Here is a 19,785-nt window from a genome sequence, read left to right as displayed (position 1 = left end):
ACGCCGGTCATCCAGAGGGCGGGACGAGGTGTCCGGATTCCGGGACGGGTGTCTCGCTCCGGAGGGGTGTCAGCGCCCGGTGAGGTGCCCCTGCACCACCGGTGCCACCCGCTCGACGATCTGCTCGGCGTCCGCCGAGGCCAGCGGATCCACCTTGATCACGTACCGGATCATCGCGATCCCGACCAGCTGCGCGGCGGCGAGCTCGACGCGCAGCTCCGCGTCGGGGACGTCGAGCCGGCCGGCGACCCGGCGCAGCAGCTGGCCGGCGATCAGGCGGCGGAAGACACCGGCCGCGATCTCGTTGTTCACGGCGGAGCGGACGATCGCGAGCAGCGGGGCCCGGGTGACCGGGCTCTCCCAGAGGCTGATGATCATGCGGGTCATCCGCTCGCCGGCCTCCTCGACGGGACCGTCGAGGAGCGTGTCCCGCACGGTGAACGCCGGCGCGAAGGCGACCTCCACGGCGGCCTCGAACACCTGCTCCTTGGTGCCGAAGTAGTGGTGCACCAGCGCGGGGTCGACCCCGGCCGACTTGGCGATGCCCCGGACGGAGGTCTTCTCGTATCCCCGCGCGGAGAACTCCTCGCGGGCCGCGTCGAGGATGCGGTCCCGGGTGCCGGCCGATTCCGTACGGGGCGGACGGCCTCGGCGCCGAGGGGGGCCGTCGCCCCGCGTGAGGGTGCCGTTGCTCCGCGCGGAGGTACCGTCGTCGCTCCGCGCGGAGGCGGCGTCCCGCGCGGTGTCGTCGTCCCGCGCGGAGACGTCCGGGCCGTCGCCCGCGGTGCGGCCGGTCATCGCCGTGGCACCTCGACGGCGGAGGCGGCGGAGGACAGGTGCCGGCGGGTGAACGCCAGTGCCTCGGCCAGGTCGGCCTCGCGCTCCGCGCCCGACATGGCCCGGCGGGTGTTGACCTCGATGACGACATGGCCGTCGAAGCCGCGCGACGCGAGACCCTCCAGCACCTCGGCGCAGGGCTGGTCGCCGCGGCCGGGCACCAGGTGCTCGTCCTTGGCGGAGCCCCGGCCGTCGGCGAGGTGGACGTGGCCGAGGCGGTCGCCCATGCGGTCGATCATCTGCAGGGCGTCGGTGCGGGCGGTCGAGGCGTGGCTGAGGTCGATCGTGAAGTGGCGGTAGTCCTCTTTGGTGACGTCCCAGTCGGGGGCGTACGCGAGCATCTCGCGGTCGCGGTAGCGCCAGGGGTACATGTTCTCCACCGCGAACCGCACGTCCGTCTCGCCGGCCATCCGCCAGACGCCCTCCACGAAGTCGCGGGCGTACTGCCGCTGCCAGCGGAAGGGTGGATGGACGACCACCGTGCCGGCGCCGAGCTTCTCGGCGGCGGCCCGTGCGCGCTGGAGCTTGGTCCAGGGGTCGGTGGACCACACGCGCTGCGTGATGAGCAGGCAGGGCGCGTGGACGGCCAGAATGGGGATGCGGTGGTAGTCGCTGAGTCTGCGCAGGGCCTCGATGTCCTGGCTGACCGGGTCGGTCCACACCATGACCTCGACGCCGTCGTATCCGAGGCGCGCGGCGATCTCGAAGGCCGTCGCCGTCGACTCCGGGTAGACGGAGGCCGTCGACAGGGCGACCTTCGCATCCGGGATGCGGACTACGTCCCTTGCTTCTGCCACGAGCCTCAGGTTACGGGGTGGGGCCGGGTGGGTGCGGGGTGTCCGTTCGCCGTTGTGGTGTTTGTCATGAACCGGGGGCCGCTACCCCTGGCCCAGGTGATCCAGTCTGCGGAGTATCACGCCCTCCCGCAGGGCCCAGGGGCAGATCTCCAGGCGTTCCACGCGGAACAGGTCCATGGCGCCCTCCGCGACCAGGGCCCCGGCGACCAGCTGGCCCGCGCGGGCGTCGGAGACCCCGGGCAGCTCGGCGCGCTCGGCGGCGGTCATGGCGGCGAGCCGCGGCACCCAGCCCTCCAGGGACTCCCGCTTCAGCTCGCGCTGGACGTACAGGCCCTCGGCGGAGCCGGGGGCGCCGGCGATGCGGGCGAGCTGCCGGAAGGTCTTGGAGGTGGCCACCACGTGGTCGGGTGCGCCGAAGCGGCTGAACTCCCCGACCGTGCGGGCTATCTCGGTACGGACGTGGCGGCGCAGCGCGCGGACGTCGTCCGGCCCGGGCGGGTCGCCGGGCAGCCGCGCGGCGGTGAGGCGGCCGGCGCCGAGCGGCAGGGACGCCGTGGCGTCGGGCTCCTCGTCCATGCCGTAGGCGATCTCCAGGGAGCCGCCGCCGATGTCGATGACGAGCAGTTTCCCGGCCGACCAGCCGAACCAGCGGCGGGCGGCGAGGAAGGTGAGCCGGGCCTCCTCGTCGCCGCTGAGGACCTGCAGCTCGACCCCGGTCTCCTCGCGCACGCGCGTGAGGACGTCGTCGGCGTTGCGGGCGTCGCGCACCGCCGAGGTCGCGAACGGCAGCAGCTCCTCGACGCCCTTGTCCTCGGCGGCCTGGAGCGCCTCGTGGACGACGGCGACCAGTCTGTCGACACCCTTGGCGCCGATGGCCCCGTCGTCGTCGAGGAGTTGGGCGAGGCGCAGTTCCGCCTTGTGCGAGTGCGCGGGCAGCGGGCGCGCGCCGGGGTGCGCGTCCACCACCAGCAGATGCACCGTGTTCGAACCCACGTCGAGGACACCGAGTCTCATGTACGGAACGCTACTGCCCGCCGCGCGGTGTGATGCCTCCTTCGCGGCGGCCGGGCCGGTCCCGGCGGGGGGCGTGGGCGACTTACCCTGGACGGGTGCCAAAGACGAAAAAGGCGAAGGACGAAAAGACGGACAAAAAGGCCAGGAAGGACAAGAAGGCCGGACCGGCCGAGGGTTCTTCGCGGGTGACAGCACCCCCGGCGCCGGGAACGGCACCGGGGGACGACGAGAAGGGGCTCGACTTCGCCCGCGCGTGGGTGGAGTTTCCCGACCCGGCCGACGACGAGCAGGTCTTCCGCTGCGACCTGACCTGGCTGACCTCTCGCTGGAACTGCATCTTCGGCAGCGGCTGCCAGGGCATCCAGGCGGGCCGCGCGGACGACGGCTGCTGCACCCTGGGCGCCCACTTCTCGGACGAGGACGACGAGAAGCGGGTCGCCGGGCACGTGGCGAGGCTCACTCCGGACATCTGGCAGCACCACGCGGAGGGCACGCGGAACGGCTGGGTCTCCGAGGACGAGGACGGCGACCGTCAGACCCGCCCGTTCCAGGGCTCGTGCATCTTCCAGAACCGGCCGGGCTTCGCGGGCGGCATGGGCTGCTCGCTGCACATCCTCGCCCTGAAGGAGGGCCGGGAGCCGCTGGAGACCAAGCCGGACGTGTGCTGGCAGCTTCCCGTCCGGCGGACCTACGACTGGATCGACCGGCCCGACGACACGCGCGTGCTGCAGGTGTCGATCGGTGAGTACGACCGCCGGGGCTGGGGTCCGGGCGGCCATGACCTGCATTGGTGGTGCACCTCGGCCACCTCGGCGCACGGCGCCGGGGACCCGGTGTACGTCTCCTACCGCGCGGAGCTGACCGAGCTGATGGGCAAGGCGGGCTACGACCGCCTGGTCGAACTGTGCGAGGAACGGCTGGCCTCGCAGCTGCCCCTGCTGGCCCCGCATCCTGCGGACCCCGCCCGGCGCCCCTAGGGCGCCCTAGGAGGACGTGGCCGGGCCCGCGGTGTCGCCCCCGGCGGGCGGTGGCTCCTGCGGGCCGCCCGCCGTGGGATCCGGGCCGGGTGAGGACGGCGGGCCGCCCGGTGTGGACGGGGAGGGCGCCGGTGTCGTGGGCGTCGGCTCCGGGCCGGGTGACGACGGGGGCGGATCGCTCGGCGTGCCGGGGTGCGCGGTGCCCGGGCCGCCGGGGTGGCCGGAGGGCGGGCCGCCGCCCGGGGCGGAGAGGACGGGGCCGTGACCGTCGATGGTCACGACGAAGCCGGCGGGCGAGACCGCCACGGCCGCGCTCCAGGGGCCGGACGGCTCGTGCAACTGGTCGACATAGATCCTGACCGTCACCGACTCGCCGGGCGCGAGCGTTCCCGACGACCGGCTCGGATAGAGCCAGGACGCTTTTGCCGACACGGACCAGCGGACCGGTTCGGCACCCGTCGCGGTCAGGGTGATCAGCGTGGTGTCGCCGCTGTGGTCGGCCGTGACGCCCAGCACGCCGGCACCCTTGTGCCCGGCTCCGGCGACGCTCACGACCTCCACGGACACGTCCGGCTCGCCGTTCTCACCGAATCCGGCCTCGGGCCGTGTGCTCGCGTTGCCGGTGTTCTCGTAGCCGCCCGCTCCCTCGCCGTCCAGGTCGAGGGGGCCGCCGTCCTCCCGCGCGGAGGACGGGCGGCCGTCCCGGTCCTCGCCCACGGGGGTGCTCCGGTAGGCGGCCCACAGGGCGAGCACCGGCGCGGCGACCACGGTGGCGACGACCGTCGTCGTGACGGCACGCGCGCGCAGCCGGTCCCGCCGGGCGACGCGGTCCTTGGGGTCCATCGGGAAGCCGCGCCGGTCGAAGCGGGGCGCGGCGGCACGCGCGCGGGGCGGGTGCGCCATGGCGGCGTGCAGGGCCGCCTGGGGCGCCGGGAGGACGGGCAGCGCGTCCGGGGTGACGCTGGTGCCGGGCCAGCGGCCGGGAACGGCCCGTTCGGCGGTACGGCGACAGCGCGGGCAGTCGTCGACGTGCCGGACGAGTTCCCGGCGCAGGGTCGCGCTGAGCACGAGCCGCCGGTCACCGGTGAGGTGCGCCACCCCCGGGCAGGCGCCGGTCTCGATGACGGCGAGCGCCGCGCGGGTGCGTTCCACCTCGCAGGCCGCGGCGGCGAGCAGCGCACGCGCGGCGGCCGGCTGCATGCCGAGCACGGCGGCGACCTCGTGGGCGGCGAGGTGGTGGCGCACGGCGAGTTCGAGCGCCTCGCGCTGCTCGGGCGTGGTCCCGGCGGCCTCCGGCCAGGCCAGCTCGGCCAGTTCGCGGCGGCGCCGCTCCTGGACGTCCTCGGAGACGGCCGGGACGGGGGCGGCCCCCGCCGCCCGCCGCCGGCCGGCGCGGCCCGCGGCGTGGGTGGTCCGGCGTCGCCGCCCGGCCTCGGCCAGCTCGCGCAGACACGCCCAGCGGGCCAGGGCGTACAGCCAGGCGCGGCTCCCGAGCTCGTCGGGGACGTGCCGGCCGCGGCGCTCCGCGAGCACGAGGACGTCGGCCAGGGCGGCGGTCGCCGCGTCGTGGTCGCAGAGGACGGACAGGCAGTAGGTGAACAGGCCGTCCAGATGGGACGCGTAGCGGGTGACCGGCCGCTGGGCCAGGGTGCGCGCGGCCCCGCGGTCGCGCACTTCCCGGTGCGTCCGGTGGGTTCCGGTCGTGCGGGTCGAGGTCTCCGGGCCGCTGCTCGTCATCCGGCGACCGTAGGCGGCACGGGACGGCGCCCACGGGAGCGCTGCATGCTTTTAATCCGTACGGGTGAAACGATCCCTCTATCGGGGACAGGAACCTTTCCCTTCACGATTCCGGTGAGCTCTGCCGGCCCGTCCGGCGCGTGAGGACGAGGCCGGAGCGGGGTCCGGGGCGGCGGCCCCGGGGGAGCGGGCGCGGCCCGTTGTCGGTACCTGCCGTTACCGTTCTCGTATGGCTGCCCGTACCAAGACCACCAAGGACCGACCGTCCTACCGCTGCACCGAGTGCGGCTGGCAGACGGCCAAGTGGCTCGGTCGCTGCCCCGAGTGCCAGGCCTGGGGGACGATCGAGGAGTACGGCGCGCCCGCGGTCCGTACGACGGCGCCCGGGCGGGTGACCACCTCCGCCCTGCCCATCGGCCAGGTCGACGGCCGTCAGGCCACCGCCCGCTCCACCGGCGTGCCCGAGCTGGACCGGGTGCTCGGCGGCGGCCTGGTGCCCGGCGCGGTGGTGCTGGTCGCGGGTGAGCCGGGCGTGGGCAAGTCCACGCTGCTGCTGGACGTGGCGGCCAAGGCGGCGAGCGAGGAGCACCGCACGCTGTACGTCACCGGGGAAGAGTCGGCGAGCCAGGTCCGACTGCGCGCCGACCGCATCCACGCCATCGACGACCACCTGTACCTCGCCGCCGAGACGGACCTGTCCGCCGTGCTCGGCCACTTGGACGCGGTGAAGCCGTCCCTGCTGATCATGGACTCGGTGCAGACGGTGGCGTCCCCCGAGATCGACGGCGCCCCGGGCGGCATGGCCCAGGTCCGCGAGGTGGCCGGCGCGCTGATCCGGGCCTCCAAGGAGCGCGGGATGTCCACGCTCCTCGTGGGCCACGTCACCAAGGACGGCGCGATCGCGGGTCCGCGCCTGCTGGAGCACCTGGTGGACGTCGTCCTGCACTTCGAGGGCGACCGGCACGCGCGCCTGCGGCTGGTGCGCGGCGTCAAGAACCGCTACGGCACCACGGACGAGGTGGGCTGCTTCGAGCTGCACGACGAGGGCATCACGGGCCTGGCGGACCCCAGCGGACTCTTCCTGACCCGTCGTGACGAACCGGTCCCGGGCACCTGCCTGACCGTCACCCTGGAGGGCCGCCGCCCCCTGGTCGCCGAAGTGCAGGCGCTCACGGTCGACTCGCAGATCCCCTCGCCCCGGCGCACCACGTCCGGCCTGGAGACCTCACGTGTGTCGATGATGCTGGCGGTGCTGGAACAGCGCGGCCGGATCAGCGCTTTGGGCAAACGGGACATCTACTCCGCGACGGTGGGCGGGGTGAAGCTCTCGGAACCGGCCGCGGACCTGGCCGTCGCGCTCGCGCTGGCGTCGGCGGCGAGCGACACCCCGCTGCCGAAGAACCTGGTCGCGATCGGCGAGGTCGGCCTCGCCGGTGAGGTGAGACGGGTCACGGGCGTCCAGCGCAGGCTCGCCGAGGCACACCGCCTGGGCTTCACGCACGCCCTGGTACCGGCCGATCCGGGCAAGGTCCCGCCGGGCATGAAGGTGCTGGAAGTGGCGGACATGGGGGAGGCCCTGCGGGTCCTTCCGCGCTCCCGTCGCCGAGAGGCCCCACGGGAGACGGAGGACCGCCGGTAGACTTTGCCCAGGTCTCGCCCGTCCGTACGAACCGAGTGTGCGAAACGACGGTGCCCCAGAACCTGCGACCGGAGGAGTGCAGTGGCAGCCAACGACCGGGCAGCAGCTCCCGGAAAGTCCGGTGGGAGTGCCGGTTCCGATGGTCTGATGCGCGCCTCGCTGAGCGCCGTGGCACCCGGTACCGGGCTGCGTGACGGCCTGGAGCGCGTGCTCCGCGGCAACACCGGCGGTCTCATCGTGCTCGGTTCCGACAAGACCGTCGAGGCGCTGTGCAGCGGCGGCTTCGTGCTGGACGTCGAGTTCACCGCGACCCGGCTGCGTGAACTGTGCAAGCTGGACGGCGGCATCGTGCTGTCGTCCGATCTGTCCAAGATCCTGCGGGCGGGCGTCCAGCTCGTGCCGGACCCGACCATCCCCACCGAGGAGACCGGCACCCGGCACCGCACCGCCGACCGCGTCTCCAAGCAGGTCGGCTTCCCGGTCGTCTCCGTCTCCCAGTCGATGCGCCTGATCGCGCTGTACGTCGACGGCCACCGGCGGGTCCTGGAGGACTCGGCGGCGATCCTGTCCCGCGCCAACCAGGCGCTGGCCACCCTGGAGCGCTACAAGCTCCGCCTCGACGAGGTCGCGGGCACGCTGTCGGCGCTGGAGATCGAGGACCTGGTGACCGTGCGGGACGTCTCGGCGGTCGCACAGCGGCTGGAGATGGTGCGCCGCATCGCCACCGAAATCGCCGAATACGTGGTCGAACTGGGCACCGACGGCCGTCTTCTCGCCCTGCAGCTCGACGAGTTGATCGCGGGCGTGGAGCCGGAGCGCGAACTGGTCGTACGGGACTACGTCCCCGAGCCCACCGCCAAGCGTTCCCGCACGGTCGACGAGGCGCTGCACGAGCTGAACGTGCTCACGCACGCGGAACTGCTGGAGCTGCCGACGGTGGCCCGTGCGCTGGGGTACACCGGCTCTCCGGAGACGCTGGACTCCGCGGTGTCCCCGCGCGGGTTCCGGTTGCTGGCCAAGGTGCCGCGGCTGCCGGGGGCGATCATCGACCGGCTGGTGGAGCACTTCGGGGGGCTGCAGAAGCTGCTCGCCGCCAGTGTGGACGACCTGCAGACCGTGGACGGGGTCGGGGAGGCCCGCGCGCGGAGCGTGCGCGAGGGGCTGTCGCGGCTGGCGGAGAGTTCGATTCTCGAGCGGTACGTCTAGGGCGGCCGTGACCGCCGCGGGCCGGGGGCGAGGTCCCTCACCCGCGCCTGCGGGGTGCCTCTCCCCGAGCGCCCCACTCGCGACTTCCCCCGGGGCGACGGGACCCCCGTCGCCCCGGGAGTACCTCCCAGGCCCTTGAGGCGCTGGGGAGGGTACGACTGCCGCGGCCGGGGTCAGGCCGACTTCAGTACGAACGACGTCCGCGCCTTCTCGAAGCCCGGGGCCTTCGCCTCCACCAGGTAGGTGCCCGCACCGGCCGTGCCGGCCTTCGGCGTCGCGCACTCCGGCTCGCTCGCCTTGCGGTCCCACCGCACGGTGTACGTGATGCTGTCCCCCGCCGGCACCCGGAACACCAGGCTCCGCGCCCCCTTCGGGCAGTCGTCCGACGCCCAGTACGCGTCCTCGGCGCTCGCCGGGGTGATCGTCAACACCGCGTTGTCCGGCCCGAGATCGAGCTTGCAGTCACCGCCGGAGGTGTTCCGCGCGGTGAGCAGGAACGTGGGCGTCTGCCCGGGTTCGTAGGAGTTGCGGGAGCTGCGCAGAGTGAACTTCACCGCGTTCGCCGTGCATTTGGGGAGCGAGGACCCCGAACCGGCCGGCAGCGCGTCACCCGCGCCGACCCCCGCCGCCGTACCGCCCCCGGAACCACCGCCCGCGCCGCCCCCGGCGCCACCGCCGTCACCGCCGCCGGAGTCCGCGGGACCGCCGTCGGCGCCTCCGTCACCGGACCCGGACGACGAACCGCCCGATCCGCCAGATCCGCCCGACCCGCCGGACCCGCCGTCGGACCCGCCATCGGATCCGCCGTCGGACCCGCCGGACCCCGACTCGTCGCGCCCGCCCGGCGCCTGACTGATCGCCGGCCCCGAACCCGACGGTCCCGGAGTGATGGAGGGCGCGGGATTCTTGCCGTTGGCCCCGGTGTCACGGTCGCCGCCGCCCCCGTCGCCGGAGACCACCACCCAGGTGATCAACAACGCCAACAAGGCCAGCACGGACAGCAGTACGGCCCTCCGACGCCAGTAGATGGTGGAGGGAAGCGGCCCGACCGGATTGCGCAGAGATCCCACGGCGCAAACTGTACGAGAGATCGGCGCGTTAACTTGTCCCACCCGCCGCTCCGGGCCCAACTTTTCCGGATCATCATTCCGGTGAGAGCCCGGTGACCCCTGTCTTTCGTCAGGTACGGCACGCGACGATCGCGGGGTGTGACCGTATCGGCGCCTCGCCTACCGTGCGTGACCATGGACTTCGTGGACAGCGGGCTCTACCGCGACATCACCGACTACGCGCACGACACCCCGGCGTGGGTACAGCACACGGCCGAGATCGGAACGGAGGCCGGACTGCTGGTGTTCGTCGTGCTGTTCGTGGCCGGCTGGTGGCGGGCACGTCACTCCGGCACCCGCACGTTCGCAACAGCGGTCCTTGCACCTCTGGCCACGGCTGTGGCGTACGTATGCAGTGAGGTCCTCAAGTCCGGTGTGACCGAGGAGCGTCCGTGCCGGGCGGTCACCGGCGCCGCGCCGTCGCTGGCGGAGTGCCCGCCGCACGGCGACTGGTCGTTCCCGAGCAACCACGCCACGATCGCGGGCGCCTCGGCCCTCGCACTGGTCCTGGTCCGGCGCGCGCTCGTCCTGCTGACGGCCCCGCTGGCCCTGCTCATGGCGTTCTCCCGGGTGTTCGTCGGCGTGCACTACCCGCACGACGTGGCGGCGGGCCTGCTGCTCGGCGCGGTCGTCGCCCTCGCCGTCGTACGACTGGGCACGCGGCCGGCGGTCCGGCTCACGGAGGCGATGCGCGCCTCGTCGGCGTCCACCGCGCGGTGGTTCACCGGGCCGGGGCCGGAAACCGTCGCCCGCGCGGTGCCGCCGTACGCCACGCACCGGCGCCGCTGAGCGGGTTCAGCCCGCCACCAGGCCCGCCTCGTGGGCGACGATCGCCGCCTGTACGCGATTGCGTACACCGAGCCGGTCGAGGACCGCGCTGACGTACGCCTTCACCGTGCCCTCGACGAGGTGCAGCCGGGCGGCGATCTCCGGGTTGGACAGTCCGGCCCCGACCAGGCCGAGGACCTCGCGTTCGCGCGGGCTCAGCACCGCCACGCGCGCCCGCGCCTCGGCCTCCCGGGCGAGCCGGCCGCCGCCGTCGGTCCCGCCGAGGCCCTCGATGACGTATCGGGCCACCTTGGGCGACAGGAAGGCCGCGCCGCCCGCCACCGCCCGTACGCCCGCGATGAGTTCGTACGGGTCGCCGGACTTCAGCAGGAAGCCGGTGGCGCCGCCGCCGAGGGCGCGGGCGACGTAGGCGCGTTCGGAGAAGGTGGTGAGCATGGCGACCGCCGTGCCGGGGACGGTGCGGACGATCTCCTCGGCCGCCGCGAGCCCGTCCAGGCGGGGCATGCGGATGTCGAGCAGCGCCACGTCGGGGCGGTGCGCCCGGACCAGTTCGACGGCCTCGCGGCCGTCGCCCGCCTCGGCGACCACCTCCGTCTCGCCGCTGCTCCCCAGGATGGCGCGCACCCCGGCGCGCACCATCGCCTCGTCGTCGGCCAGCAGGACCCGGATCACGGTGCGAACTCCTCGTATTCCTCCCGCCTTTCGCCGGGCGTGCCGACGCGCGGGATCACGTTCTTGGCGGCCAGGCGGCCCCGGTCGTCGAAGCAGAGCCGGAAGTGGTCGACGGAGACGAAGAGTTCGCCGCTCGCGCGGTAGTAGCGGCAGTCGGTGCCCTCGGGCGGTGCGGGGGCGCGCTCCGTCGGCGGGTCCTGGACGTGCCGGTCCGGCAGCACCCGCTCGGCCTCCGCGGCCGGTGTGCCCGGGCGCAGTCCGGCGTAGGCGGCGGGTTCCAGCACCGAGTGCGTCTCGGTGTACGCGTACCAGCCGAAGGCGGCGCCGACCAGGACGACGCCCGCGCCGGCGGCGGCACCGAGTCCGGCGGCGACGCGGCGGCGGGCGCGGGTGAAGGGGGCGGAGGCGGGGCGGGGCGGTACGGGCGCCGCGTCCGCCCGCGCGGGGATGTGGGCCCGGACGCGGAACCCGTCGGCGTGCGGGCCCGCCTCGAAGGTGCCGCCGACCGCGGTGACGGCGGCGCGCAGGCCGAACAGTCCCGAACCTCCTCCGGGGGCCGGGGAACTCTCCGCGGCCGGCCGGCCGTTGGAGACGGTGACGGTCGCTCCTCGCCTGTCGTCCCCCGTCACCGCCACGACGACGGGCGCGCCCGGTGCGTGCCGTGCCGCGTTGGTCAGCGCCTCCCTGGCCACCCGGTGCAGCAGCCGCTCGGCGACCCCGCCGGGTGCCACGGCCGCGCCCCGCCCGCCGGTCTCCCAGCGCACCGGCAGGCCGGACTCGGCGGCACGGGCGACGAGTTGTTCGACGTTCTCGCCGGCCGGGGCGAGCGGCAGGGGTTCGTCGTCGTCCTCCCGCAGGACGCCGATGATGCGGTGCAGCCGGTCCGTGGCGTCGGCGGCCGCGGCGCGCAGGTCGGCCGCGGCGGCCCGGTGGTGGCCGGGCAGGTCGGGGGCGACCTGGAGGGCGCCCGCGCGCAGGGCGATCAGGCTCAGCTCGTGTCCCAGGGAGTCGTGCATGTCCTGGGCGATCCTGGCCCGCTCGCGCAGCCGGGCGCGTTCCTCGGTCAGGCGCCGCTCCTCCTCCAGGCGGGCGGCCCGCAGCCAGCCCGCCGCGGTGAGCGCGCGGCTCTGGGCCCAGTAGCGTCCGCCGAGCCAGGGCAGGACACAGCCGAAGAGGAGGGTGCCGGTCAGGACCAGCCACTCGGGGACCGGGTCGGGCCCCACCAGCTCGATCTTCACGCCGCCGGCGCAGACGACGGCGGCGAGGCACAGCGCCGCGGGGGCCGTCCGGGGCGACCGCAGGCCGAGCAGCAGCGCGAACACCGCGAGGGCGGGGCCGTAGGAGACGCTGAACAGCGCGGGTGCGGCGGCGATGCCGAGCGCCGCCGTCAGCCCGAAGGCGGCCGTCGGCCGGTGCCGGGCCACGGCGGTGGCGGCGGCGAGCACGCCGAGTCCGGTGAGCTGCTGCCAGAGCGGACGCGGCTCGTTCAGCCCGATCCGGTCGGCGCAGACCGCGGGCAGGGCGAGGGCCGCCCAGAGCAGGCAGTCCTTGCCGAGCGCGGCGAGACGGGCACGTTCCATGGCCTCGACGCTACAAGCGGACGGGGGTGTGCCACCGCTGCCGGTCGTCAGGTGTGCCGTCACCCTGCGGGAGGCCATGGCCGTGGCGCTCCCACCACCGGCGGGTACCGGCGTGGGAGGATCGAAGGGCCATGACTGCTCCCACGAAGCCTCCGTACGGCACCGCCGCCGATTCCGCGTCCGAGCGTGCTCCCGGTGAGCCGCTGCACTCCCCCGTCATCGACTGGTTCGACGAGCACGCCCGGGACCTGCCGTGGCGGCGCCCGGAGGCCGGTGCGTGGGGAGTGATGGTCAGCGAGTTCATGCTGCAGCAGACCCCGGTGAACCGGGTGCTGCCCGTCTACGAGCAGTGGCTGGCCCGCTGGCCGCGCCCCGCCGACCTCGCCGCGGAGGCGCCCGGTGAGGCGGTCCGTGCCTGGGGCCGGCTCGGCTACCCGCGCCGCGCGCTCCGGCTGCACGGTGCCGCCGTCGCCATAACGGAGCGGCACGGCGGCGACGTACCGGCCGACCACGCCCAGCTGCTGGCGCTGCCCGGCATCGGGGAGTACACGGCCGCGGCGGTGGCGTCGTTCGCGTACGGGCAGCGGCACGCGGTGCTGGACACCAATGTGCGCCGGGTGTTCGCCCGCGCGGTCACCGGTACGCAGTACCCGCCGAACGCCACCACCGCCGCCGAGCGCCGGCTGGCCCGCGCGCTGCTGCCGGAGGACGCCGCGACCGCCGCGCGGTGGGCCGCCGCCTCCATGGAGCTGGGCGCGCTGGTGTGCACGGCGAAGAACGAGTCGTGCGGGCGCTGCCCGATCGCGGCGCAGTGCGCGTGGCGGCTGGCGGGCAAGCCGGCCCACGAGGGTCCACCGCGCCGGGGACAGACGTACGCGGGTACGGACCGTCAGGTCCGCGGGCGGCTGCTGGCCGTGCTGCGGGAGGCGCACGGTCCGGTGCCGCAGGCCGCGCTGGACCGGGTGTGGCACGAGCCGGTGCAGCGGGCCCGCGCGCTGGACGGCCTGGTCGCCGACGGTCTGGTGGAGCCGCTGCCGGGCGGCCTGTACCGGCTGCCGATGACCTGACACCGGACACAGCCGTTTCACACACACGTCCGAGGTCACGTACAGCCGTTCCCCGTACGCCCCACCGGCACGGCGGGACATACCGACACATACCCGCCCTGATCACCCGCCCGCTTTACCCCGTTCCTCCTTCCGTTACACAACCGACGGACAGCCGAGTGCTTCCCGCAGGGTTCCTCGGACAGCGCCGTGACAACGCCTCCGTACCGTCGATCACGTGCTCGACGAGGGCACGACGACCACGGATCACAGGCGGTACGACCGGCCCGCGCGGGCGGGCCGGGCACGGGGAGCGGGAGGCGGTTCACCATGGCGCAGGACATGGCGCGGGGCGAGGTCCGGGGTGAGGTCCTCGCATTCGAGGAGTACGTCCGCACCCGGCAGGACGCGCTGCTGCGCAGCGCCCGCCGCCTGGTCCCGGACCCCATCGACGCGCAGGACCTGCTGCAGACCGCGCTGGCCCGGACGTACGGCCGCTGGGAGACCATCGAGGACAAGCGGCTGGCCGACGCCTACCTGCGCCGGGTCATGATCAACACGCGGACGGAGTGGTGGCGGGCCCGCAAGCTGGAGGAGGTGCCCACCGAGCAGCTCCCGGACGCCTGTGTGGACGACTCCACCGAGCAGCACGCCGACCGTGCCCTGCTGATGGACATCCTGAAGGTCCTCGCCCCGAAGCAGCGCAGTGTCGTGGTGCTGCGACACTGGGAGCAGATGTCCACGGAGGAGACGGCCGCCGCCCTCGGCATGTCGGTCGGAACGGTCAAGAGCACCCTGCACCGGGCGCTCGCCCGGCTCCGCGAGGAGCTTCAGGCGCGTGATCTGGACGCCCGCGCGCTGGAGCGTGAGGAGCGGGAGCGTTGCGCGGCCTGACCGGCGCGGGGCCCGTCCGGGCCCGGACCACCACCCAGGCGGCGACCACGGCGACGGCCGTGCTCGCCGCCGTCGTCCTGTTCGCCGCCGGCTGCGGCGCGGGCGGCACCGGTGCGCGGGACGAGGGCCCGGCGCACACGGACCCCGTGGCGAGCGCCCCCGCCGCCGCGGCGTCGGCCGAGCCCTCGCGGACCCCCGACCGGGTCGACGCGGTCCGGCTGGTCAAGGCCGACCCGGAGGTCTCGGCGGAGGTCAAGCGGGAGCTGAAGCCGTGCGTCGCCGACCAGTACCCCGTCGACGTGAGCTACGGCAACCTCACCAGGGGGTCCGTCGACGACGTCGTCGTCAACGTGCTGACCTGCGGGGACGCGGTGGGTGTCGGCTCGTACGTGTACCGCGAGCAGGGCGGCGCGTACGTGAACGTGTTCTCGGCCGAGGAGCCCCCGCTGTACGCGGAGATCGACGGCGGTGATCTGGTGGTGACCAAGCAGGTGTACGCCCGGAAGGACCAGGTGTCGAACCCGTCCGGCGACGACGTGATCACGTACCGCTGGGAATCGGGCCGGTTCGCCGAGAAGTACCGCACGCACAATGACTACGGACAGGTGGCCGGCGCGAAGCCGGTACCGGCGCCCGGCAGCTGAGACATGGCTCACGTCGTGAACCGACGGGCCCACCCGGGCCGATGAACGGGTGAACCCGCGGCGCGGCCCCCGCGTCCGCGGAGTGGACGCGAAGAACACGCGCGCACCGACCCCGACGACCCCGAGACCACACGAGGACTGAGAGCAGCGGGATGGCAGACCAGACCCACGTCCTGTTCGTCGAGGACGACGACGTCATCCGCGAGGCCACCCAGCTCACCCTGGAGCGGGACGGTTTCGCGGTCACCGCGATGCCCGACGGGCTGTCGGGCCTGGAGGCGTTCCGCACGGACCGCCCCGACATCGCGCTGCTCGACGTCATGGTGCCCGGGCTCGACGGGGTGAGCCTGTGCCGGCGCATCCGGGACGAGTCGACGGTGCCGGTGATCATGCTGTCGGCGCGGGCCGACGCCATCGACGTGGTGCTGGGCCTGGAGGCGGGCGCCGACGACTATGTGACCAAGCCGTTCGACAGCGCGGTGCTGGTGGCCCGGATCCGCGCGGTGCTGCGCCGCTTCGGGCGCGCGAACGGCGGCCGGGAGGACGCGGACGGTCCGGGCGACGGGGGTGTGCTGGCCTTCGGCGAGCTGGAGGTCGACACCGGGGGCATGGAGGTGCGCCGGGCCGGCAGTCCGGTGGCGCTGACGCCGACCGAGATGCGGCTGCTGCTGGAGTTCTCGGCGGCGCCGGGAACCGTGCTCTCCCGCGACAAGCTGCTCGAACGGGTGTGGGAGTACGGCTGGGGCGGCGACACACGGGTCGTCGACGTCCATGTGCAGCGGTTGCGTACGAAGATCGGCCAGGACCGTATCGAGACGGTCCGCGGCTTCGGTTACAAGCTGAAGGCCTGAGCGAAGCGGATGCGCGGTTATTTCCGGCGCCTGGTGGCGGCGTGCGTCGACCGGGTGGGCATAGGTACGGGTCTGCGGTGGAAGCTCAGCGCGGCCATCGCGCTGGTCGGGGCGCTGGTGGCCCTCGCGCTGAGCCTGGTCGTGCACAACGCGGCCCGGGTGTCGATGCTGGACAACGCGCGCGACCTGGCGGACGAGCGCATCATGATCGCCCAGCGCAACTACGAGCTGTCGGGGCGGCTGAACTTCCCCAACACCAAGATCGACGACCCGGAGCTGCCGAAGGAGCTGCGGGAGAAGACCGATGAGGGCCGGCGGGCCACCTATGTGGCGGACCGGCCGGGCGGGGCGCCGGACATCTGGGCGGCGGTGCCGCTGAAGAACGGGCATGTGATGTCGCTGCACTCCGGGTTCACGGACCGCAGCTCCGACATCCTCAAGGACCTCGACCAGGCCCTGGTGATCGGCTCCATCGCGGTGGTGCTGGGCGGCAGCGCGCTCGGAGTGCTCGTCGGAGGGCATCTGTCGCGGCGGCTGCGGAAGGCGGCCACGGCCGCCAACCGGGTCGCGAAGGGCGAGACGGACGTCCGGGTGCGCGAGGCGATCGGCGGGGTGGTGCGTGACGAGACCGACGACCTGGCCAGCGCGGTGGACGCCATGGCGGACGCGCTGCGGCAGCGGCTGGAGGCCGAGCGCCGGGTCACCGCCGACATCGCGCACGAGCTGCGCACCCCCGTGACCGGGCTGCTCACCGCCGCCGAGCTGCTGCCGCCGGGCCGGCCGACCGAGCTGGTGCTGGACCGGGCCAAGGCGATGCGCACCCTCGTCGAGGACGTCCTGGAGGTGGCCCGGCTGGACAGCGCCTCCGAGCGGGCGGAACTGCAGGACATCCTGCTGGGCGAGTTCGTCGCCCGGCGGGTGGCGGCGAAGGATCCAAACGTCACCGTGCGGGTGGTGCACGAGTCGGAGGTCACCACCGACCCGCGGCGGCTGGAGCGCGTGCTGCTCAACCTGCTCGCCAACGCCGCCCGGCACGGCAGGCCGCCCATCGAGGTCACCGTCGAGGGCCGGGTCGTCCGGGTCCGCGACCACGGTCCCGGCTTCCCCGAGGCGCTGCTCGCCGAGGGACCGAGCCGCTTCCGCACCGGCAGCGCGGACCGGGCCGGCCGCGGTCACGGGCTGGGCCTGACCATCGCGGCGGGGCAGGCGCGGGTCCTGGGCGCGCGGCTGACCTTCCACAACGTACGGCCCCCGGGGGCCCCGGACGACGCGCCGGCCGAGGGCGCGGCCGCCGTGCTGTGGCTGCCCGAACACGCACCGACGAACACCGGGAGCTATCCCGTACTCGCGCAGTAGCGGGAGCGGTTCAGCAGGCCCAGTCCCTGTCCGTGTCGAGGCCGCCCTCACGGGGCTGGATGGTGGCACGGGGGTCTGACAACGGGTCCGGCCCGGCGCACGGGAAGGCCCCCGGAGGCGCGGGTGCGCCGCCGGGGGCCTCGGTACCGCTCGGGAGGAAGGTCAGACGGGCTCGCTCACCGCCATCGCCGCCGGTGCGCCGTCGTCGGTGCCGTCCTTCTTCGGGCCCGCGCCCTTCAGCGGGACCTCCTTGACGAAGACCGCCGCCGCCAGCGAGAGCACCGCGACCACGGCGCCCAGGAGGAACGCCGAGTGGATGCCCGAGGACACCGCGTACTGGTAGGCCTCGCGGGCCGCCTCCGGCAGCTTCTCCAGGCGCGCGGCGTCCAGCTGGGCGGACTGCTCGGTCACCTGGGAGCCCAGCGCGCCGGCCTTCTCGGCCATGACGTCCTGGACGCGGTGGTTGAACAGCGCGCCCATGATCGCGACGCCGAAGGACGAGCCGAGGGTGCGGAGCAGGGTGGTGGACGAGGACGCCACGCCCATGTCCTTCATCTCGACGCTGTTCTGCGCGACCAGCATGGTGATCTGCATCAGGCAGCCCATGCCGAGACCGACCACGGCCATGAAGACACCAGAGGTGAGGCGGGAGGTCCCGGTGTCCATCGTGGACAGCAGGTACAGGCCGACGATCATCAGGGCGCTGCCGAGGACGGGGAAGATCTTGTACCGGCCGGTGTTGGTGGTGACCCGGCCCGCGACCATCGAGGTGACGAGCATCGCGCCGAGCATCGGCAGGAGCAGCAGGCCGGAGTTGGTGGCGGAGGCGCCCTGCACGGCCTGCTGGTAGAGCGGCAGGAAGAGGGTCGCGCCGAACATCACGAAGCCGGTGATGAAGCCGATGACGGACATCAGCGTGAAGTTGCGGCTGCGGAAGATGTGCAGCGGCACCACCGGCTCGGCGGCCTTGGTCTGCCAGAAGACGAAGCCCACGAGGGACGCGACGCCGAGGCCGATCAGCTCCATGATCCGCGCGGAGGTCCACGCGTACTCCGTGCCGCCCCAGGTGGTGACGAGCACGACGGAGGTGATGCCGACGGTCAGCAGCGCGACCCCGAGGTAGTCGATGCCGGCCTTGGCCCGCTTCTTCGGCAGGTGCAGTACGGCGCCGACGGCGGCCAGCGCGATCGCGCCGAGCGGCAGGTTGATGTAGAAGGCCCAGCGCCAGCCCCAGTTGTCGGTGATGGTGCCGCCGACCAGGGGTCCGCCGATCATCGCCAGCGCCATCACGGCGGCCATCATGCCCTGGTACTTGCCGCGCTCCCGGGGCGGGATGAGGTCGCCGATGATCGCCATGACGCCGACCATCAGACCACCGGCGCCCAGGCCCTGCACCGCGCGGAAGGCGATGAGCTGGCCCATGTCCTGGGCCATGCCGCTGAGCGCGGAGCCGATCAGGAAGATCACGATGGACGTCATGAACGTGGCCTTGCGCCCGTACATGTCGCCGAGCTTGCCCCAGACCGGGGTGGAGGCCGCGGTGGCCAGGGTGTAGGCGGTGACCACCCAGGACAGGTGCTCCAGTCCGCCCAGCTCGCCCACGATCGTCGGCATCGCGGTGCCGATGATCATGTTGTCGAGCATCGCGAGCATCATCGCGATCATGAGTGCGAGCAGGACCACCCGCACGCTCCTCGGCTGTTTGCCGCCGTCCGTCTCCACGGCCCCCGCCGCTGGTGTGTCCGCCATGATTCCTTCTCCCCCGGCCACGGTCGCGTGACCACTGCTACTTACTTGCCGACCGGCTAGTTCACTACGCTGGGAAGGTAGTCGCGCAACTAGCCGGGCGTCAAGTAAGTTTTCGTCAAGAGGGATCGAGTAGGAGGATGGGCGGCACCATGGACGGCACCAGACAGCGGCGCCGCGGGAACACCCGCCAGCGCATCCAGGACGTGGCGCTCGAACTCTTCGCCGAGCAGGGCTACGAGAAGACGTCGCTGCGCGAGATCGCCGAGCGCCTGGACGTCACCAAGGCGGCGCTGTACTACCACTTCAAGACGAAGGAAGAGATCCTCGTCGGCATCTTCGAGGACCTCTCGCGGCCGATGGAGGACCTGATCGAGTGGGGGCGGCACCAGCCGCACTCGCTGGAGACCAAGCAGGAGATCATCCGCCGGTACAGCGAGGCACTGGCGGGCGCGGCCCCGCTCTTCCGCTTCATGCAGGAGAACCAGGCGACGGTCCGCGAGCTGCGCATCGGTGAGATGTTCAAGACCCGCATGCTCGGACTGCGGGACATCCTCATGGACCCGGACGCCGACCTGGTCGACCAGGTGCGCTGCGTCAGCGCCCTGTTCACCATGCACGCGGGGATGCACGTCCTCCAGGACGTCGAAAGCGACCCCGAGGAGAAGCGCAAGGCCGTCCTCGAGGTCGCCATCGATCTGATCACCCAGGCCCACCGGGGGTCCGGGGGCGCTTAGGCGCTATTCGTCCCTGCGGGTCAGACGGTCACGCCCTTGGAGTGCAGGAACTTCACCGGGTCCACGGCGGAGCCGTAGTTCGGGGTGGTGCGGATCTCGAAGTGCAGGTGCGGGCCGCTGGAGTTGCCGGTGTTGCCGGACAGGGCGATCTTCT

General features: G+C 73.4%; 19 protein-coding genes. 10 read left to right on the top strand and 9 right to left on the bottom strand.

What is annotated here, in order from left to right; translation table 11 throughout:
- Nucleotides 1-69: 69 nt before the first annotated feature.
- From IH50_RS0135620 to IH50_RS0135610, 3 genes are all read right to left on the bottom strand, one after another.
- Nucleotides 70-798 carry a TetR family transcriptional regulator gene (locus IH50_RS0135620; protein WP_078914214.1) on the bottom strand — a complete coding sequence of 243 codons (729 nt, stop codon included), beginning with the start codon at nt 796-798 and terminating at the stop codon, nt 70-72.
- On the bottom strand, nt 795-1,634 hold the full coding sequence (locus tag IH50_RS0135615) for a sugar phosphate isomerase/epimerase family protein (protein ID WP_030872215.1): 840 nt from the start codon (nt 1,632-1,634) through the stop codon (nt 795-797). Before IH50_RS0135615 ends, IH50_RS0135620 begins: the two co-directional genes overlap by 4 nt.
- 81 nt (nt 1,635-1,715) lie before the next feature.
- The gene (locus IH50_RS0135610; protein WP_030872212.1) at nt 1,716-2,648 is read right to left on the bottom strand and encodes a Ppx/GppA phosphatase family protein; all 933 of its coding nucleotides are present in this window, start codon (nt 2,646-2,648) and stop codon (nt 1,716-1,718) included.
- A 95-nt stretch (nt 2,649-2,743) separates the two neighbouring features.
- On the opposite strand from IH50_RS0135610, the gene IH50_RS0135605 reads away from it, so the two are divergent.
- Nucleotides 2,744-3,625 (top strand): hypothetical protein, encoded by an 882-nt coding sequence (locus IH50_RS0135605; protein ID WP_030872209.1) that lies wholly within the window; start codon nt 2,744-2,746, stop codon nt 3,623-3,625.
- A gap of 6 nt (nt 3,626-3,631) precedes the next feature.
- Here IH50_RS0135605 and IH50_RS0135600 read toward each other — a convergent pair whose 3' ends face one another.
- The gene (locus tag IH50_RS0135600) at nt 3,632-5,362 is read right to left on the bottom strand and encodes a BACON domain-containing protein (RefSeq protein WP_030872206.1); all 1,731 of its coding nucleotides are present in this window, start codon (nt 5,360-5,362) and stop codon (nt 3,632-3,634) included.
- A 229-nt stretch (nt 5,363-5,591) separates the two neighbouring features.
- On the opposite strand from IH50_RS0135600, the gene radA reads away from it, so the two are divergent.
- Nucleotides 5,592-7,001, top strand: coding sequence for a DNA repair protein RadA (gene radA, locus IH50_RS0135595; protein ID WP_030872203.1), 1,410 nt, complete (start codon nt 5,592-5,594; stop codon nt 6,999-7,001).
- 81 nt (nt 7,002-7,082) lie between these two features.
- Complete coding sequence (disA, locus tag IH50_RS0135590; RefSeq protein ID WP_030872200.1) at nt 7,083-8,207, top strand: DNA integrity scanning diadenylate cyclase DisA; 1,125 nt, start codon at nt 7,083-7,085, stop codon at nt 8,205-8,207.
- A 173-nt stretch (nt 8,208-8,380) separates the two neighbouring features.
- Here the strand turns inward: disA and IH50_RS0135585 are convergent, their stop codons facing one another.
- The gene (locus tag IH50_RS0135585) at nt 8,381-9,277 is read right to left on the bottom strand and encodes a hypothetical protein (RefSeq protein ID WP_078914213.1); all 897 of its coding nucleotides are present in this window, start codon (nt 9,275-9,277) and stop codon (nt 8,381-8,383) included.
- Nucleotides 9,278-9,451: 174 nt separating this feature from the next.
- Here IH50_RS0135585 and IH50_RS0135580 point away from each other — a divergent pair, with 174 nt between their 5' ends.
- Nucleotides 9,452-10,105 carry a phosphatase PAP2 family protein gene (locus tag IH50_RS0135580; RefSeq protein WP_199822188.1) on the top strand — a complete coding sequence of 218 codons (654 nt, stop codon included), beginning with the start codon at nt 9,452-9,454 and terminating at the stop codon, nt 10,103-10,105.
- A 6-nt stretch (nt 10,106-10,111) separates the two neighbouring features.
- Here the strand turns inward: IH50_RS0135580 and IH50_RS0135575 are convergent, their stop codons facing one another.
- Nucleotides 10,112-10,777: a response regulator transcription factor gene (locus IH50_RS0135575; protein ID WP_030872194.1), complete on the bottom strand. Its 666-nt coding sequence runs from the start codon at nt 10,775-10,777 to the stop codon at nt 10,112-10,114.
- The gene (locus IH50_RS0135570; protein ID WP_030872190.1) at nt 10,774-12,357 is read right to left on the bottom strand and encodes a sensor histidine kinase; all 1,584 of its coding nucleotides are present in this window, start codon (nt 12,355-12,357) and stop codon (nt 10,774-10,776) included. The genes IH50_RS0135575 and IH50_RS0135570 overlap by 4 nt, the downstream gene beginning before the upstream one ends.
- 131 nt (nt 12,358-12,488) lie before the next feature.
- Here IH50_RS0135570 and IH50_RS0135565 point away from each other — a divergent pair, with 131 nt between their 5' ends.
- From IH50_RS0135565 to cseC, 5 genes are all read left to right on the top strand, one after another.
- The gene (locus IH50_RS0135565) at nt 12,489-13,424 is read left to right on the top strand and encodes an A/G-specific adenine glycosylase (protein WP_030872187.1); all 936 of its coding nucleotides are present in this window, start codon (nt 12,489-12,491) and stop codon (nt 13,422-13,424) included.
- Nucleotides 13,425-13,733: 309 nt separating this feature from the next.
- Nucleotides 13,734-14,297: a SigE family RNA polymerase sigma factor gene (locus tag IH50_RS0135560; protein WP_420709166.1), complete on the top strand. Its 564-nt coding sequence runs from the start codon at nt 13,734-13,736 to the stop codon at nt 14,295-14,297.
- On the top strand, nt 14,285-14,941 hold the full coding sequence (locus tag IH50_RS0135555) for a hypothetical protein (RefSeq protein WP_030872181.1): 657 nt from the start codon (nt 14,285-14,287) through the stop codon (nt 14,939-14,941). The genes IH50_RS0135560 and IH50_RS0135555 overlap by 13 nt, the downstream gene beginning before the upstream one ends.
- A 152-nt stretch (nt 14,942-15,093) precedes the next feature.
- Entirely contained in the window at nt 15,094-15,792 is a 699-nt protein-coding gene (gene cseB, locus IH50_RS0135550) for a two-component system response regulator CseB (RefSeq protein ID WP_030872178.1), read from the top strand.
- Nucleotides 15,793-15,801: 9 nt separating this feature from the next.
- A complete protein-coding gene (gene cseC, locus IH50_RS0135545; protein WP_030872175.1) occupies nt 15,802-17,148 on the top strand; it encodes a two-component system sensor histidine kinase CseC in 1,347 nt (448 codons plus the stop codon).
- Nucleotides 17,149-17,310: 162 nt separating this feature from the next.
- Here the strand turns inward: cseC and IH50_RS0135540 are convergent, their stop codons facing one another.
- Nucleotides 17,311-18,897 (bottom strand): MDR family MFS transporter, encoded by a 1,587-nt coding sequence (locus tag IH50_RS0135540; protein WP_030872173.1) that lies wholly within the window; start codon nt 18,895-18,897, stop codon nt 17,311-17,313.
- A gap of 137 nt (nt 18,898-19,034) precedes the next feature.
- On the opposite strand from IH50_RS0135540, the gene IH50_RS0135535 reads away from it, so the two are divergent.
- Complete coding sequence (locus IH50_RS0135535) at nt 19,035-19,631, top strand: TetR/AcrR family transcriptional regulator (protein WP_030872171.1); 597 nt, start codon at nt 19,035-19,037, stop codon at nt 19,629-19,631.
- A 20-nt stretch (nt 19,632-19,651) separates the two neighbouring features.
- Here the strand turns inward: IH50_RS0135535 and IH50_RS0135530 are convergent.
- Nucleotides 19,652-19,785: M23 family metallopeptidase (locus IH50_RS0135530; protein WP_030872169.1), on the bottom strand; the 134-nt coding region annotated here is incomplete at its 5' end.

This window comes from Streptomyces sp. NRRL S-37, from assembly GCF_000721605.1.
Taxonomy (GTDB): domain Bacteria; phylum Actinomycetota; class Actinomycetes; order Streptomycetales; family Streptomycetaceae; genus Streptomyces.
Note: the sequence above shows the minus strand (reverse complement) of the source record. Positions and strands in the feature narration are given on the sequence as shown.